General features: G+C 64.3%; 29 protein-coding genes. 6 read left to right on the forward strand and 23 right to left on the reverse strand.

Annotation, left to right across the window (positions count from 1 at the left end; genetic code table 11):
• Positions 1-40 precede the first annotated feature (40 nt).
• The 7 genes from IVB18_RS44810 to IVB18_RS44840 all read right to left on the reverse strand — a co-directional run bounded on the left by IVB18_RS44810 (position 41) and on the right by IVB18_RS44840 (position 4772).
• Positions 41-904: a metal ABC transporter substrate-binding protein gene (locus IVB18_RS44810; RefSeq protein ID WP_247986458.1), complete on the reverse strand. Its 864-nt coding sequence runs from the start codon at positions 902-904 to the stop codon at positions 41-43.
• Between the two features lie 6 nt (positions 905-910).
• Positions 911-1780 carry a metal ABC transporter permease gene (locus tag IVB18_RS44815; protein WP_247986459.1) on the reverse strand — a complete coding sequence of 290 codons (870 nt, stop codon included), beginning with the start codon at positions 1778-1780 and terminating at the stop codon, positions 911-913.
• A gap of 6 nt (positions 1781-1786) precedes the next feature.
• Positions 1787-2542: an ABC transporter ATP-binding protein gene (locus IVB18_RS44820; RefSeq protein ID WP_247986460.1), complete on the reverse strand. Its 756-nt coding sequence runs from the start codon at positions 2540-2542 to the stop codon at positions 1787-1789.
• A gap of 2 nt (positions 2543-2544) precedes the next feature.
• Complete coding sequence (locus tag IVB18_RS44825) at positions 2545-2763, reverse strand: hypothetical protein (RefSeq protein ID WP_247986461.1); 219 nt, start codon at positions 2761-2763, stop codon at positions 2545-2547.
• Positions 2764-2805: 42 nt separating this feature from the next.
• Entirely contained in the window at positions 2806-3306 is a 501-nt protein-coding gene (locus IVB18_RS44830; protein ID WP_212342110.1) for a hypothetical protein, read from the reverse strand.
• Entirely contained in the window at positions 3303-3914 is a 612-nt protein-coding gene (locus tag IVB18_RS44835) for a permease (protein ID WP_247986462.1), read from the reverse strand. Before IVB18_RS44835 ends, IVB18_RS44830 begins: the two co-directional genes overlap by 4 nt.
• A 261-nt stretch (positions 3915-4175) precedes the next feature.
• Positions 4176-4772 (reverse strand): superoxide dismutase, encoded by a 597-nt coding sequence (locus IVB18_RS44840; RefSeq protein ID WP_014491764.1) that lies wholly within the window; start codon positions 4770-4772, stop codon positions 4176-4178.
• Positions 4773-5001: 229 nt separating this feature from the next.
• On the opposite strand from IVB18_RS44840, the gene IVB18_RS44845 reads away from it, so the two are divergent.
• Both IVB18_RS44845 and IVB18_RS44850 read left to right on the forward strand, forming a co-directional pair.
• A complete protein-coding gene (locus tag IVB18_RS44845; protein ID WP_247986463.1) occupies positions 5002-5529 on the forward strand; it encodes a GNAT family N-acetyltransferase in 528 nt (175 codons plus the stop codon).
• A gap of 149 nt (positions 5530-5678) precedes the next feature.
• Positions 5679-6116: a DUF2147 domain-containing protein gene (locus tag IVB18_RS44850; RefSeq protein ID WP_247986464.1), complete on the forward strand. Its 438-nt coding sequence runs from the start codon at positions 5679-5681 to the stop codon at positions 6114-6116.
• Here the strand turns inward: IVB18_RS44850 and IVB18_RS44855 are convergent.
• Entirely contained in the window at positions 6113-7267 is a 1155-nt protein-coding gene (locus IVB18_RS44855; protein WP_247986465.1) for a DUF3095 domain-containing protein, read from the reverse strand. The two genes, IVB18_RS44850 and IVB18_RS44855, sit on opposite strands and share 4 nt — an antisense overlap.
• Positions 7268-7490: 223 nt before the next feature.
• Between IVB18_RS44855 and IVB18_RS44860 the strand changes: the two genes are divergently transcribed.
• Together IVB18_RS44860 and IVB18_RS44865 are read left to right on the forward strand one after the other, a co-directional pair.
• On the forward strand, positions 7491-7880 hold the full coding sequence (locus IVB18_RS44860; protein WP_247991882.1) for a hypothetical protein: 390 nt from the start codon (positions 7491-7493) through the stop codon (positions 7878-7880).
• 227 nt (positions 7881-8107) lie between these two features.
• Positions 8108-9412, forward strand: a complete 1305-nt coding sequence (locus tag IVB18_RS44865; RefSeq protein WP_247984493.1) for an IS701 family transposase — start codon at positions 8108-8110, stop codon at positions 9410-9412.
• 132 nt (positions 9413-9544) lie between these two features.
• On the opposite strand, the gene IVB18_RS44870 is transcribed toward IVB18_RS44865, so the two are convergent.
• The 11 genes from IVB18_RS44870 to IVB18_RS44920 form a co-directional block, all read right to left on the reverse strand.
• Positions 9545-9766: a hypothetical protein gene (locus IVB18_RS44870; protein ID WP_247986466.1), complete on the reverse strand. Its 222-nt coding sequence runs from the start codon at positions 9764-9766 to the stop codon at positions 9545-9547.
• 117 nt (positions 9767-9883) lie between these two features.
• Positions 9884-10606, reverse strand: a complete 723-nt coding sequence (locus IVB18_RS44875; protein WP_247986467.1) for an SDR family NAD(P)-dependent oxidoreductase — start codon at positions 10604-10606, stop codon at positions 9884-9886.
• Entirely contained in the window at positions 10599-11981 is a 1383-nt protein-coding gene (locus tag IVB18_RS44880) for an AMP-binding protein (RefSeq protein ID WP_247986468.1), read from the reverse strand. Before IVB18_RS44880 ends, IVB18_RS44875 begins: the two co-directional genes overlap by 8 nt.
• Positions 11968-12213 carry an acyl carrier protein gene (locus IVB18_RS44885; protein WP_247986469.1) on the reverse strand — a complete coding sequence of 82 codons (246 nt, stop codon included), beginning with the start codon at positions 12211-12213 and terminating at the stop codon, positions 11968-11970. Before IVB18_RS44885 ends, IVB18_RS44880 begins: the two co-directional genes overlap by 14 nt.
• A 143-nt stretch (positions 12214-12356) precedes the next feature.
• Positions 12357-14171 (reverse strand): long-chain-acyl-CoA synthetase, encoded by a 1815-nt coding sequence (locus tag IVB18_RS44890; RefSeq protein WP_247986470.1) that lies wholly within the window; start codon positions 14169-14171, stop codon positions 12357-12359.
• A 319-nt stretch (positions 14172-14490) separates the two neighbouring features.
• On the reverse strand, positions 14491-14760 hold the full coding sequence (locus IVB18_RS44895) for a DUF3551 domain-containing protein (RefSeq protein ID WP_247986471.1): 270 nt from the start codon (positions 14758-14760) through the stop codon (positions 14491-14493).
• A 33-nt stretch (positions 14761-14793) separates the two neighbouring features.
• Complete coding sequence (locus IVB18_RS44900; RefSeq protein WP_247986472.1) at positions 14794-15069, reverse strand: DUF3551 domain-containing protein; 276 nt, start codon at positions 15067-15069, stop codon at positions 14794-14796.
• A 238-nt stretch (positions 15070-15307) separates the two neighbouring features.
• Positions 15308-17185 (reverse strand): molecular chaperone HtpG, encoded by a 1878-nt coding sequence (htpG, locus tag IVB18_RS44905; protein WP_247986473.1) that lies wholly within the window; start codon positions 17183-17185, stop codon positions 15308-15310.
• Between the two features lie 138 nt (positions 17186-17323).
• A complete protein-coding gene (locus IVB18_RS44910) occupies positions 17324-17722 on the reverse strand; it encodes a hypothetical protein (RefSeq protein ID WP_247986474.1) in 399 nt (132 codons plus the stop codon).
• Between the two features lie 253 nt (positions 17723-17975).
• Positions 17976-18575: a nuclear transport factor 2 family protein gene (locus IVB18_RS44915; protein ID WP_247986475.1), complete on the reverse strand. Its 600-nt coding sequence runs from the start codon at positions 18573-18575 to the stop codon at positions 17976-17978.
• A 181-nt stretch (positions 18576-18756) separates the two neighbouring features.
• Positions 18757-19563 carry a response regulator gene (locus IVB18_RS44920; RefSeq protein WP_247986476.1) on the reverse strand — a complete coding sequence of 269 codons (807 nt, stop codon included), beginning with the start codon at positions 19561-19563 and terminating at the stop codon, positions 18757-18759.
• 217 nt (positions 19564-19780) lie between these two features.
• On the opposite strand from IVB18_RS44920, the gene IVB18_RS44925 reads away from it, so the two are divergent.
• Positions 19781-20014 (forward strand): NepR family anti-sigma factor, encoded by a 234-nt coding sequence (locus IVB18_RS44925; RefSeq protein ID WP_247986477.1) that lies wholly within the window; start codon positions 19781-19783, stop codon positions 20012-20014.
• A complete protein-coding gene (locus IVB18_RS44930) occupies positions 20014-20562 on the forward strand; it encodes a sigma-70 family RNA polymerase sigma factor (protein ID WP_092288831.1) in 549 nt (182 codons plus the stop codon). Before IVB18_RS44925 ends, IVB18_RS44930 begins: the two co-directional genes overlap by 1 nt.
• A 107-nt stretch (positions 20563-20669) precedes the next feature.
• On the opposite strand, the gene IVB18_RS44935 is transcribed toward IVB18_RS44930, so the two are convergent.
• From IVB18_RS44935 to IVB18_RS44950, 4 genes are all read right to left on the reverse strand, one after another.
• Positions 20670-21371, reverse strand: a complete 702-nt coding sequence (locus IVB18_RS44935) for a nitroreductase (protein WP_247986478.1) — start codon at positions 21369-21371, stop codon at positions 20670-20672.
• Between the two features lie 306 nt (positions 21372-21677).
• Positions 21678-22922 carry an acyl-CoA dehydrogenase gene (locus IVB18_RS44940; RefSeq protein ID WP_247986479.1) on the reverse strand — a complete coding sequence of 415 codons (1245 nt, stop codon included), beginning with the start codon at positions 22920-22922 and terminating at the stop codon, positions 21678-21680.
• A 113-nt stretch (positions 22923-23035) separates the two neighbouring features.
• Complete coding sequence (locus IVB18_RS44945) at positions 23036-24283, reverse strand: acyl-CoA dehydrogenase (RefSeq protein ID WP_247986480.1); 1248 nt, start codon at positions 24281-24283, stop codon at positions 23036-23038.
• Between the two features lie 15 nt (positions 24284-24298).
• Positions 24299-25426 carry an acyl-CoA dehydrogenase family protein gene (locus IVB18_RS44950; RefSeq protein WP_247986481.1) on the reverse strand — a complete coding sequence of 376 codons (1128 nt, stop codon included), beginning with the start codon at positions 25424-25426 and terminating at the stop codon, positions 24299-24301.
• Between the last annotated feature and the right edge of the window lie 141 nt (positions 25427-25567).

Raw genomic sequence — 25567 nt, forward strand, 5'->3', positions numbered from 1 at the left:
CGGGCTTTTTCGCGCGACGCGAGGCGGGGTGGCCCCTGCCCTAATGGTCAAGCGCGCTGGTCAGCGCCTTTATATTGTGCCTGACCATGTCAATGTAAGTGGGGGCAGGTCCCTTTTCGCCGGTCAAACCGTCCGAAATCAGGATCCCGCCGACTTTCGAGCCGGTCTCGGCCGCGATCCGCCGGATCAGCCGGTCATCGCTGATATTCTCTAGGAACACGGCCGGGATTTTTTGGGCCTTGACCTGGCCGATGATGCCGGCAATGTCCCGCGCGCTGGGCTCGGTTTCGGTGGAGACCCCCAAGGGCGCGATGAACTGGACGCCATATTCGGCGGCGAAATAGCCGAAGGCGTCATGGGTCGAGATCACCTTGCGCCGGTCCGGGGGGATTTTGGCGACGGCCTCACGCACCTCGCGGTCGAGCGTTTCGAGCTTTTCCAGATAGGCTTTGGCCTGGGCGCGGAAGAAGTCCGCGCCATCCGGGTCAGCGGCGGCCAGCGCATTGGCGATGTCGGTCACGTAGATCTTGGCGTTGGGGACGGATTGCCAGGCATGCGGATCGGCGGCCGCGCCGAGCTTCAGGGGCGTGATGCCGGCGCTTGCGGTCACGACCGTCGCCTTGCTGCCCGAGGACTGCACCAGCCGCGGCAGCCAGCCTTCGAGGCCGAGCCCGTTGACGATGACGAGCTTCGCGTCCGCGACCCGCTTCGCATCACCGGGCGCTGGCGTATAAACATGGACGTCGCTGTCGGCCCCGACCAGCGTCGTCAGGCTGACGCGGTCACCGCCGACATTGCGGACGAAATCGGCGAGGATCGAGAAGCTCGCGACGACGTTGAGCCGCTCGGCGGCATGCAGCGGCGAGGCGATCAGCAAGAGCACACAAAGAAGGATACGCCGCATCGGTCGTCACGCTTCCAGATGCCGGCCGGGAAATATCTGCCTGACGACACCGCCGACGCGGCCAAACAGGACCGAGACGATGTAGAGCGCGCTCGCCACGAGAATGATCGCAGGTCCCGACGGCACGCGGGTCTGGAACGACAGCACGAGGCCGGCATAGCCCGAGACCGCCGCGGCGATCACGGCGATGCAGATCATCACTGTGAGATCGCGCGACCAGAACCGCGCGATGCCGGCGGGCAGGATCATCAGGCCGACCGCCAGAAGCGTGCCGAGCGCCTGAAAGCCGTTGACGAGATTGATGACGACCAGCGCAAGGAAGGCGAGGTGCGCAGGGCCGCCGGCGCGGCTCACGGTACGCAGAAATAATGGATCGACGCTCTCGATCACCAGCGGGCGATAGATCACGGCCAGCACGAGCAGCGTAACCGTGGCGTTAAACGCGACCACCAGCAGCGTCTGGTCGTCCATCGCGAGGACGTTGCCGAACAGCACGTGCAGCAGGTCGATATTGGTGCCCTTGATCGAAACGATGGTGACGCCCAGCGCCAGTGAGGCCAGGTAGAAGGTCGCCAGCGAGGCGTCCTCCTTCAGCCCGGTCGAGCGCGAGACGAGGCCTGCGAGGATCGCCACGGCAAAGCCCGCGATCAGGCCGCCGGCCGTCATCGCGAACAGATTGAGGCCGGAGAGCAGGAAACCGACGGCCGCGCCCGGCAGGATCGCGTGCGCCATGGCGTCACCGACGAGGCTCATCCGCCGCAGCATCAGGAACATGCCGATCGGCGCCCCCGCGAGCGACAGCGCGATGACGGCCGCGAGCGCACGCCGCATGAACTCGAATTCGGTGAACGGGCCGATCAGCGCGTCGTAGAGCATCAGTTATCACGCCGCCCGCGAGCGGGCATCATCGGCCGCGCAGGCCGCGGCACTGTCGTCGAAGGCCTCGCACATCCGCATCGCAACCATCAGGTTTTCCGGCGTCAGCACCTCCGCCGTCGGCCCCCACGCCACGGGCCCGCGCGCCAGCACCAGCGTCTCGCTGAAGTGCGTTCGCACCATCTCCAGGTCGTGCAGCGCGGCCAGCACGGTGCGGCCCTCGCCGTGCCAGTGTCTTACCAGCGCAAGCAGGTCAGCCGTGGTCTTGCTGTCGATGGCGTTGAAGGGTTCGTCGAGCACGATCAGGCTCGCGTCCTGGAGCAACACGCGCGCGAACAATACCCGCTGCATCTGCCCGCCGGAGAGCGTGCCGATCGGGCGGTTCTCAAAACCGTTGAGGCCAACGGCCGCAATTGCATGCAGGATCTTTTCGCGCGCGGCCTTGCCGATGCCGCCGAACAGGCCGGTCGCGCGCCACAGTCCGGTGGCGACGAAATCGAACACGGAGATCGGGAAGCTGCGGTCGATCTCCGCGCTCTGCGGCAGATAGGCGATATCGCGGGAGTCGAGGCCGCCGAGATGGATGCTGCCGTCGAGCGGCCCGAGGATGCCGACGATGCCGCGCAGCAGCGTCGACTTGCCGGCGCCGTTCGGTCCGATCACGGCAACCAGCGCGCCCGGTGCGACCTCGCCATTAAGGTGGTGCACGGCCGGATGCCGGTCGTAGCCGAGCGTGACATTGTGGAAATGCAGCCCCGCCATGGTCACCTCATCGCCAGCCACACGGTGCCCCACAGCACTGCGCAGACGGCAAGTGCGGCCGAGAGGCGTGCCATCACGGTCATGCGCAGGATCGACCAGGGCGCCGCCTGAGCCGGATGCGGCACTGCTGCGTCATGGACGTGGGCGTGCGAGTGGTCATGCCCATGGGCATGGTCATGGGAGTGGTCGTGATGGTGGGCGTGGGACGCGGCGGGAACCATTTGAGGACGTTATATTATAACATTACGCCTGTCCACGCCCGCTCAGGGCTTGCCGATCACCATTGCGATGGCGGCGGCCACGAACGGGAACGGCACTGAAACCGCGCAGCGGAACCAGACGAAACGGGCCGGCATGAACGGGATTTCCCACAAGATCACCCGCTGGAAGGCGAACAGCGCCCAGGCCACGACATAGGCGACCACCTGCGGCACGCCGCCGCCCGACTTCAGCGCCACCGTCCCAATCGAGAAACCGATCACCGGCCCGCCCGGCGTGGCGGCTCCGGCGACCACGGCGGTCGCAACCCCAAGCCAGCCGCTGTCCGGCCCGAGCCAGCCGGTGATCACCTCCTGCGGGATGATGGCGGCGATATAGCCGGAGCCGATCACCCCTAGCGCAATCCGCGGCACGATGTTGATGAAGTCCATGGAACCTTCGCGCAGCGAGGCCTTGAACACCGGAGGGCCGCGGCGGAAGGCGATCAGGCCAACGCCGAGCACCGAGCCCCACAGCAGGATGTCGATGAGAAGCGCGGCGCTCAATTCGTCTCCTCGTCGCTCGCACGCCTCGGATAGAGCCGGACATAGACGAAGCGGCCGAGCGCGCCGGCGAGCACCGGCAGCGGCAGCGAGATGACGATGCGCCACAGCGTGAAGTCGGTGCCCATGATCGGGATTTCCCAGGCGACCGCGCGGCCATAGCCGATCAGGGTCCAGCTCACGACCATGGCGATGGTGGCGCCGAAATCGGCCCCGACCGCGAGCAGCGCGCTCGCCACCGGATAGGCGGTGAACGGTCCGCCCGGCAGGATCGCGCCGAAGGCGGTGCCGATCAAAAGCCCCTTCAGCCCGGACTTCGGTCCGAGCGAGCGCGACACCCTTTCGTGCGGCAGGATTTCCGAGATGAATGCGCCGAGCAGGCAGCCCGCGAGCACGCGGGGCAGGATGCCGCCGAACAGCGAGAGGTCGTGGGTCAGGATGTCCAGAACGCCGCTGGTGCCGTCACGCCGCCAGACCAGCGCCGCGCTCACCGCCACCAGCACCGCGATCATGATCGTCGACCAGCCGATCGGCTTGCGCACACGCCCCGGCCGCGGCTCGGACTCGGCGTCCGCGGCAGGCGCCGGGTCTTTTGCGGAAGGTTCTGACAACGGGTTGGAATCGGCTCGGTGGGAGGCCTGTCCTGATTAAGGGCGACGCCGACGCGATGCAAACAGTACGATGACAGACCGATGCGCGCACTGCGCAGGGCTGGTTCGCTGCATTCCGCACGGCAAAAAGGCGGCCGCGTTGGCGACCGCCTTTCATTTTCGCCATTCCGGGGCGCGCACGGCGCGAACCCGGAATCTCGCACCACAATTCTGGATTCCGGGTTCGCCCTGCGGGCGCCCCGGAATGACCGAATGGCTAACTCACGCCTTGTCGAACAGGGACTCGACGTATTCCCAGTTCACGAGGTTCTCGACGAACGCCTTCAGATAGTCCGGACGGCGGTTGCGATAGTCGATGTAGTAGGAGTGCTCCCAGACGTCGCAGCCGAGGATCGGGGTGGCGCCGTGCACCAGCGGATTCTCGCCGTTCGGGGTCTTGGAGATCTCGAGCTTGCCGTTCTTGACCTGGAGCCAGCACCAGCCGGAGCCGAACTGGCCGACGCCGGCCGCCTGGAAGTCCGTCTTGAACTTCTCGAAACCGCCGAGGTCCTCGTTGATCTTCTTCTCGAGCTTGCCCGGCAGCTTGGTGCCGCCGCCATTGGGCTTCATCCAGCTCCAGAAGTGGATGTGGTTGTAGTGCTGGCCGGCATTGTTGAACACGGCGGGGTTCTTGCCGAACGAGCCCTTGACGATCTCCTCAAGGGACTTGCCTTCCCATTCGGTCCCCTTGAGCGCGTTGTTGCCGTTGGTGACGTAGGCCTGATGATGCTTGTCGTGGTGGAATTCCAGCGTCTCCTTCGACATGAATTGCCCGAGGGCGTCATAGGCGTAAGGAAGTGGGGGCAGCGTGAATGTCATGGGTTCTTGTCCGCAACTGATGGGAACGAGGCTTAACGGTCATCCCTTATAGAAGGTTCCGCGGCCGTTAAATACCGCTATTTGCAATGCGGGCGCGACCTGGTTGCACAACTTCGCCGCAGGAATCGGGCGTCAACGGGCATGGTCGTTCGCCGTAAAATATCATTGCCTTTGAAGCGGTTATGACAGAACGAACGCATCACGGAGCGGAGAGGCGAAAGGTAAAGCGATGAGCATCGAGATCGATATTTTGAACGGCGACGCCTCGTGGTCGATCGCGGAGCCGCTGCATAGCGCAGTCTGGCCGCGCCACAGGGTCGAGAAGCAGCCCTGGGGTCACATCCTATGGGCCGATGCCGACCTTCGCGTGCTGATCGAGACACCCGAGGACGGCCTTGTCTGCCATGTCGGCATCTATTTCCGCACCATCAGCTGGAACGGACGCAAGGTGCATGTCGGCGGCATCGGCGGCGTCTGCACGCGCGAGGATCGCCGCGGGCGCGGCTACGCGACGATGGCGATCGACGCGGCGGTGCACACCATGCGGGCCAACGAGGCGGTCCGCTTCGCGCTCCTGTTCTGCGAGCCGCACAATGTCGAATTCTACGAGGCCCGCAACTGGCACGCCTTTACCGGCGACGTCTATTGCGAGCAGCCGGAGGGGCGTATCCGGTTCGACCACATGGCGCCTTTCGTGTTCGACATCGCCCGCGCACCACGCCTGGGCACCATCGACCTATGCGGTCTGCCGTGGTGAGGTTCTCGGGCTCTCGACCGCGGCCTCGGTCGCCTTCGTGCGCTGGGGCAAATGAGCGCAGGCAGATAAGCGCAGGAATGTGATTCCATCGGGCGTTGCACTATCCTGATGGGCTGCTATGGAGGCGCCTCCATTCCGGGGCTCTCTCCATGACTTTCAGATTCGCCGTTCTGGCCGTTTTCCTGGCTGCGCTGTCCGGCGCACCCGCCCATGCGCAGAGCGCTGACGCGAGCGGCACCTGGCTGACCCAGGCGGGCGATGCGCGCGTGAAGATCAGCAAGTGCGGCAGCGGCGTCTGCGGCGTCATCATCTGGCTGAGGGAGCCCTACGACACCGCGACCGGCCAGCCCGCGACCGACAGCAAGAATCCCAATCCCGCGCTCGCCAGGCGGGCGATGATCGGATTGCCGCTGTTCAGCGGCATGCAGCCCGCAGGCCCGAACAAATGGTCGGGCCAGATCTACAATGCCGATGACGGCAGCACCTATGCGAGCAGCGTCACCGTCACGGGCGCGGACGCGCTGCGGGTCGAAGGCTGCGTCGGCGCGCTCTGCGGCGGCGAGACCTGGACGCGGGCGGGACGCTAACTCGCTCCCACCATCATCGCCTTCAGCGCCGTCGCCGCCGACGCATAACCGCCCCGCGCGCCGTCGATGAAGTGCACGTGATCGCTGCGCAGCGCCGACGGCGTGAAGCAGGTCATCATCGCCGCGTCCTGCTGGTAGAGGCCGTAGCGCACGATGCCATCGCGCGCGGCAGCCGCGAGGCGATCGCTCAACGCGCGTTCGAGCTCCGGCGTGCAGTCGAGGATCATGCGCAGGCCGTCGTCATATTTGCGGAAGTCGGAGTTCTCGACCACCTGCCGCGTATAGAGCTTCGGCACGAAGCCGCCGACCTTGATGTCGAAGCGCATGATGAGATAGGCAAACAACGTGTAAGCGAGCACGCCGACGCGCCGCTGGAACAGCGAGCCGCCTCGCTTCGCGCGCGCCTCATACTCCAGCCCCTGCGGCGGCCATGTCAGCGGCGGCCCTTGCGACGGCACGGGCCGGCCGGCATCCGGACTGCGCTCGACCAGATGAATCACATCCTCGATCACCTTCCGGAACGCTTGCGCCTCGGTGCCGCGCGCCGGCACCACCAGCACCGACAAGATCAATCCGCGCGAGGCCGGAATCTCTTCGAATCGGCAGGAGAGCCCGGAGAGATCGGGCTGCGTCCCGGCGGGCGCTTCAGCGACGGCGAACTCGCCGCGCTTCATCGCGGCATCGGCCCAGCCCAACCCCCCGCCGGAGAACATCGCATAGGACAGGTTGGCCGACGGACCGAAGCGCGCGACACGCACGTCGAGGCCCTGCGCGCGAATGGCGCTCACCGGCACCAGCGCGACACGCATCTTCAGATCGAGATCCTCCCGCACCCAGGTCGCGGTCGCGGCCAGCGCTTCGCCGGCGCGATCGAGATCGCCGGGCGCGACCGCAAAGCTGGCACCGTCGCCGCCGAACACGAAGGGGAATTCCCGCCCCTCCAGTGCATTCGTCACCGCCGCTATCACCGCGGCACCCGCCATGTTGACCGCCTTGTAGCGCTGCGCCGCGATCGCCTTGGTGGACTCGACTATGTCGGCGACGCCGATGGTCCAGTCGTCCGGCAGTGGCGAATAGAGCGCGGGATCCATCAGGCTGGTGAAGCCGCGGAAGACTGAAATGCCGCCGTAGAAGGATTCGCCTGATGTCATCGGGTGATGCCGGATGGTTGGGAAGCGCGTCCGAGAGAGATACGTGGCAGGGTCGATCCGGGTTCGCCAGCCAGCGCGCCCCCTCGAATTACCGATCATTGGCTGAAATGGACCCGGACAACAAGGTCACGCCGCGCCGCATTGCCGCAGTTCGTCATTGATCGGCATCAAACAGTTGCCCGGCGATCGCTACTACGATTGGATCACTCATACCTTTAGCGGGATGATCGAGGTGTCTGACTTCGGCAACATGGATTCCACCTCTCCGATGCGCCGGCGCACCGGGCTCGATGCGGTCAGCGCGGTGAAGATGCCGGAAGGACTGACCTCGGCCGTCGACGCCTGGGCCGAAGCTCATCATCTGACCCGTTCGGATGCGATCTGCAAGCTGGTCGAACTGGGCTTGAGGGCTGCACCCGCGGCACCGGCACCACCGCACTTGACGACCGGATCGGACGCCACCCGAATCGAAGAGATCGCGGTGCACGAGATCGACCGGCTGCTCGATCCCGCGTTGCCGCAGGACGAACGCGAGCGCCGCATTCGCCGCCTCACCGAAGGACCGCCGGAGTTTTCACACGAACGGATCGATCTGCCGAAGCACGAACCGTGAGCGCCGATACACGCTAAATCGCGATGAGATGAGGATGAATCATCATCGCGCTTTAGGTGTTGTTTGAGCATGATCTCCGCGCAAGCGCGTCCCGCGTTTGTCGCGAGGGAAAACCGCTTCGCACTTTTCCGGATCATGCTTTAGTTCTACTGAGTCAGAAAGTCGCAGTACCAGGGATTCAGGAATCAGGTAGTGGGCGGGATTCAGGCCAGCGGTAGGGGCTGAGGATGGATCGCCGAAGGTTTAAGAGCAGTGAATCGCGATTTGCCGCCTATGTCGAGGGGCTTGCGAGCGTGATCGGGCACAAAGACCGAGAGCAGCCGCTTCGCGATTATTGCACCGGGCTGATGCTGCGAGGCGAGCGCAAGAGCGTCGAACCGATCGCAGCGGTCACGGCACCGGCGCGGGTGGCCGCCCAGCATCAATCGCTTCTGCATTTTGTCGGCGAGGGACGTTGGTCCGACGAACGCGTCTTGGCCAAGGTGCGCGAGAAGGTCTTGCCCGAGATCGAGCGTCACGGCCCGATCGAAGCGTGGATTATCGACGATACTGGACTGCCGAAGAAGGGGCGGCAGTCGGTCGGTGTTGCGCGGCAATATTGCGGTCAACTTGGTAAGGAGGACAACTGCCAGGTCGCGGTGTCGCTGTCGATTGCCAACGAACATGCGAGCCTGCCGGTGGCGTACCGGCTGTATCTGCCGCAGGAATGGGCGGAGGATAGCGATCGTCTGCGCAAGGTGGGGGTTCCTGAAGATATTGGCTTCAAGACCAAGCATGAGATCGCGCTGGAGCAACTGCACTGGGCCTGCGCGGCTGGTCTGCCGCGTGGCGCGGCGCTGCTGGATGCCGGCTATGGCAATAACAGCAATCTGCGCGCCGACATCACGGCCCTGGGGCTGGCTTACGTCGCGGGCATTCTGTCGAATACGACGGTGTGGGCAGACGGGACGGGACCGCTGCCGCCGAAGACTTGGTCGGGCCGCGGACGGCCACCAAAGCGCCTGCAGCGCGACGCCAAGCATTGGCCGGTCTCAGTCAAAGACCTTGCACTCGGCCTGCCCAAGCGCGCCTGGCGCACCATCGAATGGCGAGAAGGTTCGGCGGAAACCATGTCTTCGCGCTTTGCGCGGGTGCGGGTGCGTGCCGCGCGGCGTGACGAAAGGCGCCACGAGCCGTGCCCGCAAGAATGGCTCTTGATCGAGTGGCCCAAGGACGAGACCGAGCCGACCAAATACTTTTTGTCGACGCTTCCCGCCGATATCGCCTTTCACCGTCTGGTCTACTTCGCCAAGCTGCGTTGGCGCATTGAGCGCGACTATCAGGAGCTCAAGCAAGAAGTCGGCCTCGGGCATTTTGAAGGTCGGGGATGGCGTGGCTTCCATCATCACGCAACGCTCTGCATCGCAGCTTACGGATTCCTGATCTCCGAAAGGGAGACGATTCCCCCCTCAGGACCTCGTCACGCCCCGATCTTCCCGCAACTTGCCCTTCCCGCAGGTTACCGACCCAGAGGTACTGCCGTTGCGGCCTGAACGTCACATCCCGAACTCAATCGCGACCATGCGCATCCGTTTGGCCAACGCGATCGCCAGAACCTTGCCGCGATGCCCGTGTTGCGGCCAAAGCAAAATGCGACCACGCCCGAAATTTGTGACGCAGTAGAATTAGTGCAGCTTCTCGTCCTGACGCTTGCGCAGCGAGGGGGCAGGTGCATCGTGGCAACCCACGAGCCGCACGAACTGCTGCGGATACATCTCATAGCCGTGACCGCCGGAATTTTGATGCGTCATCGGCGGGCAGTGGACGTCGTCCGGCTTCGCGCAGGATTGCTCGGTCCGGCCACGATTGGCGGTCGTGTTCGAAGCGGTCATGTTTGAGATGGTCATGGACTGCTCCCTGTCGATTAGGGCAGATCGATTGACGTAACCCACTCGATCGCGGGGCATTTTACGACCAAATCCGGCTTGATGTCATTGAGCCGGATCAACTCAATTGTGGCGGGACTACGCCGTGTTCCCCGCATCGATCGTAAACACGGTGCCGGTCACATTGCGGCCGCCGTCGCCCAGGAGATATTCCACCATGCGCGCGACGTCGTCCGTGTCCGGCAAGCGCCGCAGCGCGCTGCGGCCGGCGATGCGCTTGCGTCCCTCGTCGGACAGATTGTGCGTGAGCTCGGTGTCGATGAAGCCGGGCGCGATCGCGTTCACGGTGATGCCGAGCTTGCCGACCTCGCGCGCGAGCGAACGGGTGAAGCCGGTGGCGGCCGCCTTGGTCGCGCCGTAGACGGAGAGGCCGTTGTAGCCCGTCGTCGCGATGATGGAGGAAATGTTGATGATACGGCCCGCACCATCCGCCATCATCTGGCGCGCGACATATTTGGTGAGGATGATCGGCGACAGCACATTGAGCTGCACCAGCGCCTCGATCTCGGAATTGTGCATGGTCGCGAGCAGGCCTTCGGTGCCGAGACCGGCATTGTTGACGAGGCCATAGATCGCGCCGAATTCTTCGCGAACGAGCTTTGCAAAAGCCGGGATCGCATCGATCACGGCGAGATCGCAGGCGCGGAAATGCAGGCGTCCCTCGGACCCAGCGATCGCAGCCTTGAGCTCATCGCTCTCGCGCCGCGCCGCCGCGATCACGCTGTAGCCGGCGCCGGCCAGACGCTTGCCGATCGCGAGGCCGATGCCGCGGCTGCCGCCGGTGACGAGAATGTTATGCATCAGTGCGCGCCAGTTTGCCGGCCGGGGTGACGTCGAGCGCCTCGACGAAACGGATCACCGCCGGCACCTTGTGTGACGCGAGTTGCGCGCGGCTCTGATTGACGATCTGCTCACGGATCTCTTTCGCCCGCGCCGGATCGGTGCCGTCGGCGAGGATCACGTCGGCGACGACGATGCCGCCGGTGATCGGGCTGCGCCGCGATTTCGCCCGTGACATCCGCACGTCCGGGTGACGGTTGATCACCGCCTCGATCTCCTCGGGATGAACCTTCAGGCCCCCGATGTTGATGATGCCGCCACGGCGGCCGACGAAGTAATAGCGGTCGCCGCGCAGCTCGACCATGTCGCCGCTGTCGACGAATCCGTCACTGTCGGTGAGCGCAGACGCGTCGCGACCGATATAGGCGTGCGCGGTACGGCTCGAGCGGATGCGGAGCGAGCCGTCGACGACCTTCATCTCGACGCCATTGCGATCGCCGAGATAGTTTTCGGGAAAGCCTTCCAGCCCGTCATTGACGGCGAAGCCGACGCCGGCCTCGGTCGAGGCATAGGCATGACCAACCGACGATTCCGGAAACGCCGCCTTCAATCCGTCGAGCACCGCCTGATCCGCGATCTCGCCGGAGAGACGGACATAGCGCGGCGCGAAGTGCGCGGCCGAACCGCTCATCAACAGCTTGCGCCAATGCGAGGGCGTGCCGGAGATGTGCGAAACGCCACGAGCATTGAGCCGCGCGACGTGATCGGCGAGCGCCTCATGCGGGTCGGACAGCACCATCGAGCCGCCGGAAAGAACGGCGCGGAGAAAGATTTGCAGGCCGCCATAACGGCGGATGTCATAGAACGTGGCCCATACCGGCGCCGGTGCACGCGCGGGGCCTTCGGCAACGATCGCACCGGTCAACGCTTCCAGCGTATGCCCGGCGATCTTCGGCACACCCGACGTGCCCGAGGTAAGCATCAGCCATTCGGTGGCGCGCTCGGTCTGAGCGGGAACGGTTGATACGAGCGGCAATTGTGCGGTGACGACCAGCGGAACGCCGGCATCCGCCCAGCGATCGGGCTCATCGGTGACTACGGCATCGATGCCGGCATCCGCGATCAGCGCGTCCAGATGCGCCGGGTTGAGATCCGGCGGGCACAACAGCATGCGACGGGCGATGCCGTCGAGCTCGATCATGACAAGGCCCGACCGGAGCTGGTCGGATAGCTTCAGCAGGACCGCGCGGCCGGACAGCTCGCGCAGGCGGCCCCCCAGGACGGTCTGCGACAGGACGTCGGTCAGGGACACGACGTCGTGTGCATCAGACAGGGTACGGCCCTTCAGCTCCGCGCCGAGATGATCGCGAAGCGCAAAGATCTCACGCGGGGACATTTTCGTAGGCCCGCACGAAATCGCCAACGGTGGCGGGGAACGCCGCGTCCTCGGAAATGGTGAAGGGATCGACGCCGGTCTCGTCCTCCAGGCGCGCGACCAGGATGGCGAAGGCGAGCGAGTCGAAGCCCGTCTCGTGCAGCGACAGATCGTCCGAGAGTTCGGGCAGCGCGACGTGCTGCTCTTTGGCGATCTGCTGGATCGCTTCAATGACTTTTAACCTTACCGACATGGCTGGCTCGCTTCTGTTATCGTTCGTTCGTGTTGCGGCGGTTCTTGATGACCGCCTCCCTCGGCCGTGTTGTTTACCCGACAGAAGTAAATGGCCTCTTGGACAATTCAGATAAAATTGGACCTATCTCCGGATTTGTGCCGCTACAGCCTGATCGAACCGTCGACGATCTGCGCATACACGCCGGGGTCCAGCGCGACATAGCCGTCGGATTTCGGCTCGGCCATGAACAACGGATCGGAGATCGCGTTCGGATCGAATCCCTCGCGCGCCAGTTCACTCTTCTTCTGCTTGAACGTCTCGGTCGCGTCGAGCTCCCGCGAGATGCGGATGAAAACCGGGTGGGCATAGGACGGCAGGCGCTGCGCCAGATGCGCGGGCAACGCTGCGATATCAAAGCCCTCGTTCACGACGATCGTGCTCATGCCGGCGCGGCCGTCAGTGCCGGGCATGCTGACGCCGTAGGTGGTGGCGTCGACCACGCCTGTGAAATCGCGCACGGCGTCGTTGACTTCCGAGGCCGCGACATTCTCGCCCTTCCAGCGGAAGGTGTCGCCGATGCGATCGACGAAATGGAAGAAGCCCTTGTCGTCGAGCCGCATCAAATCGCCGGTGCGGAACCAGGAATCGCCTTTGGCGAAGACATCGCGAAGAACCTTCTTCTCGGTTTCGCCAGCGTCGGTATAGCCCTCGAAGCGGCCACCGCCCTGGTCCGCCGTGCCGATGCGGCCGATGGCTTCGCCAGCCTCGCCCCGCGCGCAGGCAATGCAAAATCCGTCTTCATTGCGCAGCGGCGCACCGTTGTCGGGATCGAGCCTGACGAGGCTCGCCGGAAAGCGATGCGCGAGCAGCGGCGGAATGCGGCCGATCGCGCCCGGCTGCCCCTCGACGTTGAACAGCGAGAAATTGCCTTCGGTCGCAGCATAGAATTCGAGGATACGGGGAATGGCAAAGCGTCCCTGGAAATCCTCCCAGATGTCGCCGCGCAGGCCGTTGCCGCAGGCGAGCCGCACGTGGTGGCGGTTCTCGTATTCCGACGGCGGCGCTTTCAGAAGATAGCGGCAGAGCTCGCCGATATACTGGAATAGCGTGCAATCGTGCCGGACGATGTCCGGCCAGAAGTTCGAGGCAGAGAATTTTTCGGCGATCACCACCGAACCGCCGGCAGCCAGCATGCTGCAGGGTGCAACGATGCCGCCGACCGAATGAAACAGCGGCAGGCAGTCGTAGAGCCGGTCTTGCGGCGTGGCTCCCGTCAGGCCAGCGAACCAAAAGCCCCAGTTGAGGATGCGGCGATGGCTGATGCTGGCGGCCTTCGGCAGGCCGGTGGTGCCGGAGGTGTAGATCAGCAGCGCTCGGTCGTCGATGGTGACGTTGCCATGCTCTTCCGGCGAGAGCGGTCCGTCGTGGAGCGCGGCAAGCGCAACGTCGATGGCGCGCTCGCCGTGGGCATCGCCGTGTGTCCAGATTTTTGCTTCTGTCTTCAGATGCGGCGACGCACTGCCCAGCGTCTCGGTCAGCTCGTGCGCGACGATGATGTGCGACGGCTTTGCGACGTCGATGCAATGTGCCAGCGACTGCCCCACGAGCTTTGTATTGATCAGCGCCACCACGCCGCCGACGCGGCTGATGCCGAGCCAGGCGGCGACGTAGTCGATGCCGTTCGGCATGATCAGGCCGACAGTGTCGCCCTTGGCCACGCCGACCGAGCGCGCCCAGCGGGCGTAGCGGTTGATGCGCTTCGACAGGCCCTCATAGTCGAGGCTTGCGTCATCGATGATCAGCGCGGCGCGGTCGGGTTGGCGCCGCGCCCAATCGGCGACGACGTCAGCAAACAGGCGGCCCGGCAGCGTCTCGATGCGCGCGGTGAGCTCGATTGCCTTCAGCCAGATTTTTGAGGCCGAAGGCGCGCGCGCGGCTTTCGGTTGCTCGATGACGCCGGTGGTCATGCCGTTCATTCTTTCGGAACGTGTCTGCTGTTTCGGCAGCTTAGACCGGCGAGCCCTGCCCAGGTGTTAAGAGACAAGGTAAAACTCGGTTAGCTCACGATTAACTCCAGTCATCCTTTACCAGGCTGGCGGGATCGGCGTGCGGCTTAGGTGGTTTCTGCGATAGCAAAGCGAGTGACGTGCGATTCCGTTGCATGGCAATGCCAACGAGTTCGGCAGCATGCTCACCGCGGAAATCGACCGCTGGCGAAAAGTGGTGGAACTGTCGGGGATCAAGAACGATTAGCCGGAGGCTTGCGCGGTGAGCAAGTGGTGACCGCGCCCGGCGCTAGCCGCTTCTTCTGTGACGCCAGCGCGGCGGCGGTGCGTTGACGGGATAATAGGGATTGAGATCACAGGTCGCGGCGCGGCCCGCCGCCGTGGCGCGGCACTGCAGCAGCGAGATGAAGGAGCAGTCGTACCACTCCCCGCCGCCACCGCTCGAGCCGGAATAGACGTGCATGCAGACGGGATAGCGGGGATCGAAGGTCTGCGCATGCAAGGGCGCGGCCATGAGCAACGCACCGAGGGTGATGATCAGGCCGAATGAGCGACGCATGAAAATTGTCCCCGGAAGCCGCATCGCGGATCGCTACTGCACCCTCTTGTGACGCCGGCGCGGCGGCGGCGGTTCGTTGAAGGCGTAGTAGGGATTGACGTCGCAGCTTGCGGAGCGGCCCGAAGCCGTGGCTCGGCACTGCGGCAGCGAGGTGAAGGAGCAATCGTAATAGTCCCCGCCACCGCCCCAGTTGCCCGGCGAAAAGACGTGCATGCACACCGGATAGCGCGGATCGTAGGTCTGGGCGCTGGCATCCGCCGCAACAAACAGCGTGGCAATCGCAGTGAGGGTCAGGATCGGCAAACGCATGGAGAAATCCTCGAATCGGTCATGTCGGCGGCTCGGATTACCGACGGCTTCATATGGCATAACACCACGCTGGAGGCGACTGTTCCTAGGTACAGATGACGGCAAGGTGAGCCTGGTGTAGCTCGCGCGACCGACGAATTTGCGCGGCGTTTTTGTGACGACGACGAGCCCGCCCTCCCCGCAACGGGCGAGGGAGCGCGGCGGAGCACGCGGCAATGGCGCACGTCTAAAGCGGCGGCTATCCGCCGAGCCCCTGCAACACGAGCCGGTTCAGCCGCGCAGCAAACGCAGCCGGGTCCTCCGGCAATTCGCCGTCCAGAATCTGCGCCTGTTCGAGCAGGAGCAGGCTGAGATCGTCGACCGCCTTGGAGCCGGCCTGAGCCCTTGTGATCGCAGTGACCAGCGCATGGCGCAAATTGATCTCGAGGATCGGCTTGGTCCGCATGCCGCGGTTCTGCTGCGCCAGGATGCGTTCGAGCTCGCGGCTCGGGCCCTGGCTGTCGGCGACGAGGCAGGAGGCGGAGCTGGTGAGGCGCGTCGAGGCCTTGACGTCGCTGACGCGGTCGCCGAGCGCGGCCTTGATCACGGCGATGGTGGCGGCCTCATCCGCCTCCGGCTCGTCCTTCTTCGCCTCGTCGGTCTCGTCGACGCGCGGGATCAGGTCGAGGTTGAGATCGCCCTGACTCAGCGACTTCAGCGGCTTGCCGTCGAACTCCGATGGCATCGAGGTCCAGAAGGCGTCGACGGGATCGGACAATAGCAGGACCTCGATGCCGCGCGCGGTAGCCGCCTCCAGCCGCGGGCTCGACTTCAGCCGCTCGATGCTGTCGCCGACGAGATAGTAGATTTCGGTCTGGTTCGGCTTGAAATCCGCGATGACGTCCTTGAGCGAGCGTTTCTCACCCGAGGTGGTGGTGAAGCGCGACAGCGCGAGCAGCTTTTCGCGGCGCTCGAAATCCTCGTAGATCCCTTCTTTCAGGACCGCACCGAAGGCGTCCCAGATCTTTGCAAAATTCTCGGCGTCCTTCTCGGCAAGGCTTTCGAGCTCGTTCACCACGCGCGTCGCCACCGCTTTACGGATCTGCACAAGCTGCGGATTGTTCTGGAGCATCTCGCGCGAGATGTTCAGCGGAAGATCCTCGCTGTCGACGACGCCGCGGATGAAGCGCAGATAGCCCGGCAACAGATCGGCGTCGTCCGTGATGAAGACCCGGCGGACGTAGAGCTTGACGCGACCTTTACGCGAGGGCTCGAACAGGTCGAACGGCTTGGTCGACGGCGCGAACAGCAGCACGGCGTAGGAATAGCGGCCCTCGGCGCGATAGTGCAGCGCCATTGCGGGATCGTCGAAGGCGGAGGCGATCTGCTGGTAGGCCCTCTTGTAGTCCTCCGCCGAAAGCTCCGATTTCGAGCGCTGCCACAGCGCGCTCGCAGAATTGATCTGGCGCGGCTCGCCCTCTTCCGGCACGAGCTCGATAGGAAACAGGATGTTGTCGGAATAGGCCCCGACGATGCGCTCGATCTCGTAGGTCTCGAGATATTTCTTGGCGTCGTCCTTCAGGTGCAGGACGATCTCGGTGCCGCGCTGCACGCGCGCCGTGTCCTCCTCATCGGCGCGGGCGATCTCGAAGCCGGAGCCGCCGGAGGACGTCCAGGTCCAGACGTCGCTCTCGCCGGCGCGGCGGCTGAGGACGACGATCTTGTCGGCGACCATGAAGGCGGAATAGAAGCCGACGCCGAACTGGCCGATCAGGCCGAGACCGTCCTTGGCCTCCTTCAGCTTCGACACGAACGCCTTGGTGCCGGAGCGGGCGATGGTGCCGAGATGGTCGATCAGCTCCTGCCGCTCCATCCCGATGCCGTTGTCGGCGATCGTGAGCGTCCCCGCCGTCTTGTTGGGGTTGATGCGGATCTTGAGCGCGTCGCCCTCGCCTGATAGCGCCGGGTTGGCGATCGCCTCGTAGCGCAGTTTGTCGCAGGCATCCGACGCGTTGGAGACGAGCTCGCGCAGGAAAATATCGGTCTCCGAATAGACGGAGTGCACCATGAGGTGCAGAAGCTCGGAAACCTCGGCCTGGAAAGGCTGCGTATGCGCAGCCGTATCTGACGTCGTCATGCGTTTACCCGGTCAAAAGGAAGGGAAGAAACCCGGGATATAACGCGAGGGGGCGGGGGATCAAGTGACATGAAATATCGCCCTTCCCGGCGGGAGGGGCGATTTATCCATGGCCGCTGAGGATATGGCCGCTGAGGATCAGGTCACACAGCGGCCGGGCTGGAGCAGCTTGGCGACCTCGGTCAGGGAGCTGACCATCGGCTCGCAGGCGATCGTTGGCTTGTTGCGGCCCTGCTTCTGCTTCTGGGGCGGGATCGGCGGCTTGGCATTGCCGGTTTCGATGACGGCAGGAATTCGCAGCAGCACTGACGTATCGGCGAGATCGTTCAGGCGCATCGAGACGGTGCGGGTGGCAACCGCCTCCGGCTTGAGATCGGTGAGCCGGTCCGCCTTGCCGGCGCGATTGACGACATTGCCGGATTGGTCTGCGACCGCCTGCCAGCGGTCGGTCAGATCATGGCCGAAGGCCAATTGCACCGCGCCGAGCGTCGCGACAATCGCGACCGCGCCCAAAAATCCCTTATAAATCTGTGACATAGCTATCGGTCCCTCGCCCCATGCGATCGCGGGAACAACGCAAGCAGCGGACCAGGAGTTCTCAGCCGTTAAGATCACTTAACCGTGTGCGAAAAATCATCGCAGGCGGCACAAAAAAATTTTGCAACCGCTTGGAACGACTCCCGGGCCTTGGAGTCGTCCCAGAAGCCGGCTATTCCCCCCTGCCCCATAAGCCGGTGACGTAGGGCGCGACCGTGGTGATGCCGGTCGCGCCTTACTTTTTTTCTGGCGTCTACTTCGCCTTCCCCGCGAGCCACTCCCGCCCCTCGGCATAGAGCTTCTCGACCTCGGCACCGGTCAGGCCCGGCATGTCGCGCTTGACCTTGTAGCCGATCAGCTCCTGCATGTAGGCGAGGTGGCGGTAGCCTTCGGGCAGCGCGGCCAGCGCCTGCTGGTCCAGGCGGAGGGTCGCGGCGGGATCAACCGGGTCGATCCGGTCCTTCTCGTAGATCGGCTGGCGGCGGACGATGCCCCATTGGCCCTGCCGCCTCTCCAGGAAATCATAGAAGCGCCCCGTGCAGACCACGTCGCAGAGCACGTCATGCACCGGCGCGCGCTGCGAGATGGTCATCTTGGTCTGCGCGATGGCGCGCTCGCCCTCGAGGTCGATGCTGGTGCCGCCGAGGAAATGCAGGATGCGCACGCCCTTGGCAAACCCCTCCTGGCTGACGCGGATGAAATCCAGCGCCGGCCCCTGAAACCACGTGGCGGACATCCAGCCTTCCTCATGCCAGACGGTCGCAAAGCGCGCCCAATCACCGGCATCACGCCAGACCGCCCAGTTCTCGACGAGGTCGCGGATGGCGAGGCGGTCGAGGAGTTGCTGGTCCATGAACACGTCTCCGATTGCACTGCGGCTGCAACGCGTCCGCTGCATGAGGTATGAGCGGCGAATTCGATGGCCGTCAAGCGCGGCAAACGACATGAAAAATCCGGCGCACCTTGCGGCACGCCGGATCAAATCACCATTCGCTAGATTCAGGCTCCTTCTTACGACGCAGGCGCCTTTCTTATTATGCCGCCGGTGCCTTCGACGTGCGGTTGCGCGAGTTGCGCTGGAAGAACAGCGCCTGGCTCGCCACCGCCGACACCATCGCCGGCTGGAACGGCTTCGAGATCAGGAACGCCGGCTCGGGCCGCTCGCCGGTGAGGAAGCGCTCCGGATAGGCGGTGATGAACACCACCGGCACCTCGAAGGTTCGCAGCAATTCGTTGACGGCGTCCAGGCCGGACGAGCCGTCGGCAAGCTGGATATCGGCAAGGATCAGGCCGGGCCGCCTGTTCTTGGCGAGCGCCACCGCATCGGCATGGGTGCGCGCGACGCCGACGACGTTGTGCCCGAGATTCTTCACCAGGCTCTCGAGGTCCATGGCGATGAAGGTCTCGTCCTCGATGATCAGCACGTCGGTCGCGATCTCGGCCGCCATCTCACGGCCCGCGGCATCCGCAAGCCGCCGCGTCTCGCCGACGTCGGTGCCGAGGATGTAGCCGACTTCCTCTTCCGAGAATCCTTCGAGCGACAGCAGCAGGAACGCCTGCCGCGGCAGCGGCGTGATGTTCGACAGCCGCCGCTCCGGCGGCATCGGCAGGGTCGCCACTTCGGAATCATCGTTGACGGAGACCGAATTCCAGATCTGGGTGAACAGCCGAAACAGGCCGACGCGCGGTCCGTGGCTCTCGTCGAGCACCGACGGATCCCCCAGCATGGCTTCCAACATGGCTGCGACATAGGCGTCGCCGGAGGCCTGGCTGCCCGTCAGGGCGCGCGCGTACCGGCGCAACAAGGGCAGGTGTTCAGCAACAAGCTGTGAACGGGACATCCCCACTCCATTCATCTTCAGGCCAAACTTCAACCAGCATAACCGCGGGGAGGCCCGGTTCCCCTGCACGACTGACTACGCTCCAAATCAACAAAAGTTCCGCGAGAGGGGGAACTTTTTATCGAACCTCGCATTGTGCCTATCCAGGGAACGGCTCCCGGTTGAGAAAACCTCTCGATTTCGCAGTGACTTAACTCGGGGAAACGTGGAACAGGTCATGAAAGATCTCAAATCTCAAGCCAGCAGAAACACGACCCCCGGCAAGGGAGGCCTGACACCGGAGATCCAGTCCCGGATTGGGCACCAACTGCGCGCCATGTACGACGATGTCGTGCGGCAGGGGGTTCCGGACCGGTTCGCGGAGCTAATCAAGAAGCTTGATGCGCCGGGAGCGTCACCCCAAGTGGAAAATGACGGGGGCTCTAACGACAACAACACTGGGAGGGATTAATGCCTCTCACGAATTCCCTGCGCGACGATATCCTGGCGGCCGTGCCTAGCCTGCGCGCGTTCGCCATCTCACTCAGCGGCAATGCGGACCGCGCCGACGATTTGGTCCAGGAGACGCTGTTGCGCGCCCTCGCCAACATCGACTCGTTCCAGCCCGGCTCCAACCTGCCGGCGTGGCTGTTCACGATCCTGCGTAACCTGTTCCGCTCCGATTATCGGAAGCGGCGGCGGGAGGTCGAGGATGCGGAAGGCAACTATGCCAAAACGCTGAAGACGCAGCCCTCGCAGAACGCGCATCTCGAGTTTGAGGAGTTTCGCACGGCGCTCGACAAGCTTCCGCAGGACCAGCGCGAAGCCTTGATCCTGGTCGGCGCCTCCGGCTTCTCCTATGAGGATGCGGCTTCGATCTGCGGCTGCGCGGTCGGCACGATCAAGAGCCGCGTCAACCGCGCCCGCTCGAAGCTCGCCGCGCTGCTCTATGTCGACGGCGCCGAGGACTTTGGGCCCGACGAAACCGTGCGCGCCGTGATCGGCGGCAGCGGCGGATAGCGGCCGGCGTCAATCGGACCAGGACGACGACGATGAAGACGGCCGTTCCCGCGGCCGTCTTTACGCGTGTCCGAAAACGTGATGGCGGTCGTGCTTAAGCCGCCCGATCACTCTTCCACGAACATCGCCGTGTCGGCGACGCTTGCGCGCGAGGTGCGGTAGCTGTTGACCTTGTGGGCGTTGTCGGCATAGCCGAACGAGATGCCGCAGACGACGCGGCGGTCGTCGGACAAGTTGAAGTGGCGGCGGATCAGCCCGGAATGGCGCGCAAGCGCGGCCTGCGGAATCGTGCCGAGCCCGAGCGCCTGAGCGGCCAGCATGAAATTGCTGACATAAGCACCACAATCGATCGCGCCGTAGATGCCGAGCGGCTCGTTGGTGTGGATGATCGCCACATGCGGCGCGCCGAAGAAATTGTAATTCTCCAGCGCCTGCTTGGCGTAGGCCATCTTGTCGCCGCGGGCGATGCCGAGCGTGTTGTAGAGCTGAAAACCGCTCTCGCGCCGGCGTTCGAGATAGGTGCCGAGATATTCGCGCGGCGGGGTGAAATCGTAGTCGTCGCCGAGGCCGCCCGAAGCCTCCGCGTAGATCAGCTTGCGGAAGCGCTCCTTGGCCTCGCCGCTGGCGATGACCACCTGCCACGGCTGGCTGTTGCACCAGGACGCGGTGCGCTGCGCGGTCCTCAGCACGTGCTCGATGGTCGCGCGATCGACGTCCTGGGGGAGGAAAGCGCGGACGGAGTAGCGCTCATTGAGGAGCTCCTCGAGCACGCCGATGCGGTCCTGGTTCTGGCTCACTGTTGCATCCATGAATTAGCTCGTGCTCTTTTCTTCGTAGGGTGGGCAAAGGCGCCGTAGCGCCGTGCCCACAAGCAGGCGTGCCTCCCCGGAGCATCTGCATATGGTGGGCACGCTTCGAGGCTGGGCAAGTATCCAATGCATCTTCAATGCTGTAGAAAATTATCCGTTGTTGTACGAGGAGGCAGTCAGGAAATTCCATCAAAGTCGCCTTGGGCCCACGCGATAAGAACGATGTTCTACGACGCGGCCGCCGCAATGAATACTTGCCCAGCCTCTTCGCTTTGCCCACCCTACAAGATGCGGGGACGCGAGGGATCACCGCCCCTTGGTTGGAATCTTGTTGTACGGCACGTCCTTGTCGACGCGGATGTCGCCGGGCAGGCCCAGCACCCGCTCGGCGATGATGTTGCGCAAGATCTCATCGGTGCCACCGGCGATCCGCATCGAGGGCGACGACAGCAGCATCTGCTGGAACTGGCCGTGCGCGGTTTCCTCGTCCGTGCCGGTGAGAACGCCGGCCGCGCCCTGGAGGTCCATCGCGTAAGTCGCGATGTCCTGGAGCATCATGCCCGACACCAGCTTGCCGATGGAGTTTTCCGGACCCGGCTGCTCGCCCTTCGACAGCGACGAGATCGCGCGGTAGCTCGTGTACTTCAAGCCGCTCGACTTCACGACCCAGCTCGCAAGCCTCGAGCGCACGGCCGGATCGTCGATCGCAAGCCCGTCCTCCAGCATCAGATTGGAGCAGAACTCGAACATTTCAGGCACGCCGGTCGCAAGCCGCGAGCCGATCGACATGCGCTCGTTCATCAGCGTGGTCAGCGAGACGCTCCAGCCCTCGCCGACGGCGCCGAGGCGTTGGCTGTCCGGGATCACGACGTCGGTGAAATAGACCTCGTTGAACTCCTGCATGCCGTTGGCCTGCCTGATCGGGCGGACCTCGACGCCCGGGCTCTTCATGTCCAGGAAGAACATGGTGAGGCCCTTGTGCTTGGGCACATTGGGATCGGTGCGCGCGATCAGCAAACCGTAATCGGAATAATGCGCGCCGGAGGTCCATATCTTCTGGCCGTTGACGACCCAATTGTCGCCCTTCTTCTCCGCGCGCGTGCGCAGGCCGGCGACGTCCGAGCCGGCGGACGGCTCGGAGAACAGCTGGCACCAGATCTCGTCGCCCGCCGCAAGCTTCGGCAGATGGCGGCGTTTCGCCTCCTCGCTGCCCCAGGCCATCACGGTCGGGCCGCACATGCCTTCGCCGATCTGGAACGGCTGCGTCAGCTTGCCATAGACGCCCTCCTCCTGCTGCCAGATCACGCGCTCGATCGGTGTGGCGCCGCGACCGCCATATTCCTTCGGCCAGTGCAGGCAGACCCAGCCGCCTTCGGCCTTCTTCTTCTGCCAGGCCTTGCCGACGTCGACGATATCGTGCTCGGCAAGCCGGATGCGGCCGAGCGAGGATTTTGACAGCTCCGCCAAAAATTCCTTCGGCGCGTTGGTGTCGACCCATTTGCGCGCGGTCTCGCGGAAGGCGGCTTCCTGCGGCGTGTCGTCGAAATTCATGGCTGCTTCCTTTCTGTCATTCCGGGGGGGCGCAGCGCGAACCCGGAATCTAGAGGTTGCTTACTCACTTCGAGATTCCGGGTTCGCCGCTTTGCGGCGCCCCGGAATGACGGCTAATTTCCTCCCTTCGTCGGGATCTTGTTGAACGGCACGTCCTTGTCGACACGGATGTCGCCGGGCAGGCCCAGCACCCGCTCGGCGATGATGTTGCGCATGATCTCGTCGGTGCCGCCCTCGACACGGGTGCCGGGCGCGCGCAGCAACATCGCCTGGAAGCGGCCGGCGACATCGGCGTCTTCGGGGCCGCTGACCACGCCGGCCGCGCCCTGAAGATCGAGCGCGTAGGTCGCGACGTCCTGGATCATCGCCCCCGCGACCAGCTTGCCGATGGAATTTTCCGGCCCCGGACGCTCGCCCTTCGACAGCGCCGAGATCGCGCGCATGCTGGTGTAGCGCAGCCCGCTCGCCTTCACCGCCCAGTTCGCAAGCTTCGAGCGCACCGCGCGGTCCTCGATCGCGGGACCGTCGTCCAACATCAGGCTCGCGCAATAGTCGAACAATTCAGGGAAGCCGGTCGAGACGCCTGCGCCGATCGACATGCGCTCGTTCATCAGCGTGGTCAGCGAGACGTTCCAGCCGTCATTGACCTCGCCGAGGCGCTGGTGATCGGGGATGCGGACATTGGTGAAATAGACCTCGTTGAAGTCGGAGGCACCGTTCGCCTGCTTGATCGGCCGCACCTCGACGCCGGGACTCTTCATGTCCAGGAAGAACATGGTGAGGCCCTTGTGCTTGGCCACGTTGGGATCGGTGCGCGTCAGCAAGATGCCGTAGTCCGAGTAATGCGCGCCTGACGTCCAGATCTTCTGGCCGTTGATGACCCATTCGTCACCATCCTTTTCCGCCCGCGTGCGCAGGCCCGCGACGTCGGAGCCGCCCGCCGGCTCGGAGAACAGCTGGCACCAGACCTTTTCGCCGGACGCGAGCGGCGGCAGATAGTTGCGCTTATGCTCCTCGCGCGCGAACGCCATCATGGTCGGCCCGCACATGCCGTGACCGATGATGAACATGCCGGAGAGCTTGCCGAACGGGCCCTCTTCCTGCTGCCAGATCACGCGCTCGATCGGCGACGAGCCGCGGCCGCCATAGTCCCTCGGCCAGTGCAGGCAGGCCCAGCCGGCCTCGGCCTTCTTCTTCTGCCAGGCCTTTGCGACTTCGAGGATGTTGGCGTTCTTGAGTTGCGTGCGGCCGAGCGAAGATTTTCGCAGCTCGTCCTCGTACTGCTTGGGTGCGTTCGCCGCGATCCAGGCGCGCGCCTGGCTGCGGAATTCGGCTTCCTGCGGGGTGTCGTCGAAGTTCATGACGTTGTCCTTCGCTTACGCCGCGTTCTTCTTGCGCATGCGGTCGATCAACTGGTCTTCCCAATAGGACAGGCTGCCGAGCCCGAGGGCCATCGCGTTGGCGCGGCGGTAGTACATGTGGCAGTCGAACTCCCAGGTAAAACCCATGCCGCCGTGAACCTGGATGTTGTTCTTGGCGCAGTGCTGGAACGCCTGCGTTGCACTGATACGCGCGGCGGCGGCGGCTTCCGGCAATTCGGACGCGTTAGTCGAGAGCGCCCAGGCGCCGTAATAGCTGTTGGAACGCGCCAGCGTCGCCGACACATACATATCGGCCAGCATGTGCTTGACGGCCTGGAACGAACCGATCTGCCGGCCGAAGGCGATGCGGTCGAGCGCGTAGTCACGGCCCATCTCCAGCGCGCGATCGGCACCGCCGACCTGCTCAAAGGCAGAGAGCACCGCTGCGCGGTCGAGCACCTGCGTGAGAATGCTCCAGCCTTCGCCTGCCGCGCCCAGCGGCTCGGCCTTGCAGTTATTGAAGGTGATCTCGGCCTGGCCACGGGTCGGGTCGAGATTGGCGAGGTTTTTGACCTCGACGCCGCTGGCCTTGAGGTCGACCAGGAACAACGAGATGTCGCTGTCGCGCCCGACCGATCCCGTGCGCGCGGCAACGACCGCGAAGTCGGCGATCGCGCCATCGGCAACCGGCTTCTTGACGCCGTTGAGCACGCCGCCAGCCGCCGCAAGCTTGACGTTCTTCGGCGACGGATTGCCCTTGCCCTCGAACAGCGCGAGCGTGCCGATCGCCTCACCCGACGCGATCGCCGGCAGCCACTTCTTCTTCTGCGCGTCGCGGCCCGCGATCAGCAGCGCTTCGGCCGCGAGGTAGACGGTCGAGGAAAACGGCACCGGCGCGTTCGCCCGGCCCATCTCTTCCGCAATCACACAGAGTTCGAGATGACCGGCGCCCGCGCCGCCAAAATCCTCGGGAATAGCGACACCGAGAAAACCCATTTCGGCGAGGCCCTTCCAGAGCTCCTTGTCATAGGGCGTCTTGCCGTCGAGCACGACGCGCACCGCCTTGGGCGAGCATTTTTCGGTGAGGAATTTGCGCGCCTGGTCGCGGAGCTGTTTCTGATCGTCAGAGAAATCGAAGTTCATGGCGGCTTACCTTTGTTTATTCGTTCTCATTCATTGATGCCATCATTCCGAGGCGCGCGTAGCGCGAGCCCGGAATCCATAACCACGAGCCGGGGCTATGGATTCCGGGCTTGGCCCTCCGGGCCATCCCGGAATGACGAA

It is taken from the genome of Bradyrhizobium sp. 186, assembly GCF_023101685.1.
Classification (GTDB): domain Bacteria; phylum Pseudomonadota; class Alphaproteobacteria; order Rhizobiales; family Xanthobacteraceae; genus Bradyrhizobium.

Coding starts and splice junctions, on each gene's coding strand:
- IVB18_RS44810 (WP_247986458.1), bottom strand. CDS start 904: ATGCGGCGTATCCTTCTTTGTGTGCTCTTGCTGATCGCCTCGCCGCTG.
- IVB18_RS44815 (WP_247986459.1), bottom strand. CDS start 1,780: ATGCTCTACGACGCGCTGATCGGCCCGTTCACCGAATTCGAGTTCATG.
- IVB18_RS44820 (WP_247986460.1), bottom strand. CDS start 2,542: ATGGCGGGGCTGCATTTCCACAATGTCACGCTCGGCTACGACCGGCAT.
- IVB18_RS44825 (WP_247986461.1), bottom strand. CDS start 2,763: ATGGTTCCCGCCGCGTCCCACGCCCACCATCACGACCACTCCCATGAC.
- IVB18_RS44840 (WP_014491764.1), bottom strand. CDS start 4,772: ATGACATTCACGCTGCCCCCACTTCCTTACGCCTATGACGCCCTCGGG.
- IVB18_RS44845 (WP_247986463.1), top strand. CDS start 5,002: ATGAGCATCGAGATCGATATTTTGAACGGCGACGCCTCGTGGTCGATC.
- IVB18_RS44850 (WP_247986464.1), top strand. CDS start 5,679: ATGACTTTCAGATTCGCCGTTCTGGCCGTTTTCCTGGCTGCGCTGTCC.
- IVB18_RS44855 (WP_247986465.1), bottom strand. CDS start 7,267: ATGACATCAGGCGAATCCTTCTACGGCGGCATTTCAGTCTTCCGCGGC.
- IVB18_RS44860 (WP_247991882.1), top strand. CDS start 7,491: ATGATCGAGGTGTCTGACTTCGGCAACATGGATTCCACCTCTCCGATG.
- IVB18_RS44865 (WP_247984493.1), top strand. CDS start 8,108: ATGGATCGCCGAAGGTTTAAGAGCAGTGAATCGCGATTTGCCGCCTAT.
- IVB18_RS44870 (WP_247986466.1), bottom strand. CDS start 9,766: ATGACCATCTCAAACATGACCGCTTCGAACACGACCGCCAATCGTGGC.
- IVB18_RS44875 (WP_247986467.1), bottom strand. CDS start 10,606: ATGCATAACATTCTCGTCACCGGCGGCAGCCGCGGCATCGGCCTCGCG.
- IVB18_RS44880 (WP_247986468.1), bottom strand. CDS start 11,981: ATGTCCCCGCGTGAGATCTTTGCGCTTCGCGATCATCTCGGCGCGGAG.
- IVB18_RS44885 (WP_247986469.1), bottom strand. CDS start 12,213: ATGTCGGTAAGGTTAAAAGTCATTGAAGCGATCCAGCAGATCGCCAAA.
- IVB18_RS44890 (WP_247986470.1), bottom strand. CDS start 14,171: ATGAACGGCATGACCACCGGCGTCATCGAGCAACCGAAAGCCGCGCGC.
- IVB18_RS44895 (WP_247986471.1), bottom strand. CDS start 14,760: ATGCGTCGCTCATTCGGCCTGATCATCACCCTCGGTGCGTTGCTCATG.
- IVB18_RS44900 (WP_247986472.1), bottom strand. CDS start 15,069: ATGCGTTTGCCGATCCTGACCCTCACTGCGATTGCCACGCTGTTTGTT.
- htpG (WP_247986473.1), bottom strand. CDS start 17,185: ATGACGACGTCAGATACGGCTGCGCATACGCAGCCTTTCCAGGCCGAG.
- IVB18_RS44910 (WP_247986474.1), bottom strand. CDS start 17,722: ATGTCACAGATTTATAAGGGATTTTTGGGCGCGGTCGCGATTGTCGCG.
- IVB18_RS44915 (WP_247986475.1), bottom strand. CDS start 18,575: ATGGACCAGCAACTCCTCGACCGCCTCGCCATCCGCGACCTCGTCGAG.
- IVB18_RS44920 (WP_247986476.1), bottom strand. CDS start 19,563: ATGTCCCGTTCACAGCTTGTTGCTGAACACCTGCCCTTGTTGCGCCGG.
- IVB18_RS44925 (WP_247986477.1), top strand. CDS start 19,781: ATGAAAGATCTCAAATCTCAAGCCAGCAGAAACACGACCCCCGGCAAG.
- IVB18_RS44930 (WP_092288831.1), top strand. CDS start 20,014: ATGCCTCTCACGAATTCCCTGCGCGACGATATCCTGGCGGCCGTGCCT.
- IVB18_RS44935 (WP_247986478.1), bottom strand. CDS start 21,371: ATGGATGCAACAGTGAGCCAGAACCAGGACCGCATCGGCGTGCTCGAG.
- IVB18_RS44940 (WP_247986479.1), bottom strand. CDS start 22,922: ATGAATTTCGACGACACGCCGCAGGAAGCCGCCTTCCGCGAGACCGCG.
- IVB18_RS44945 (WP_247986480.1), bottom strand. CDS start 24,283: ATGAACTTCGACGACACCCCGCAGGAAGCCGAATTCCGCAGCCAGGCG.
- IVB18_RS44950 (WP_247986481.1), bottom strand. CDS start 25,426: ATGAACTTCGATTTCTCTGACGATCAGAAACAGCTCCGCGACCAGGCG.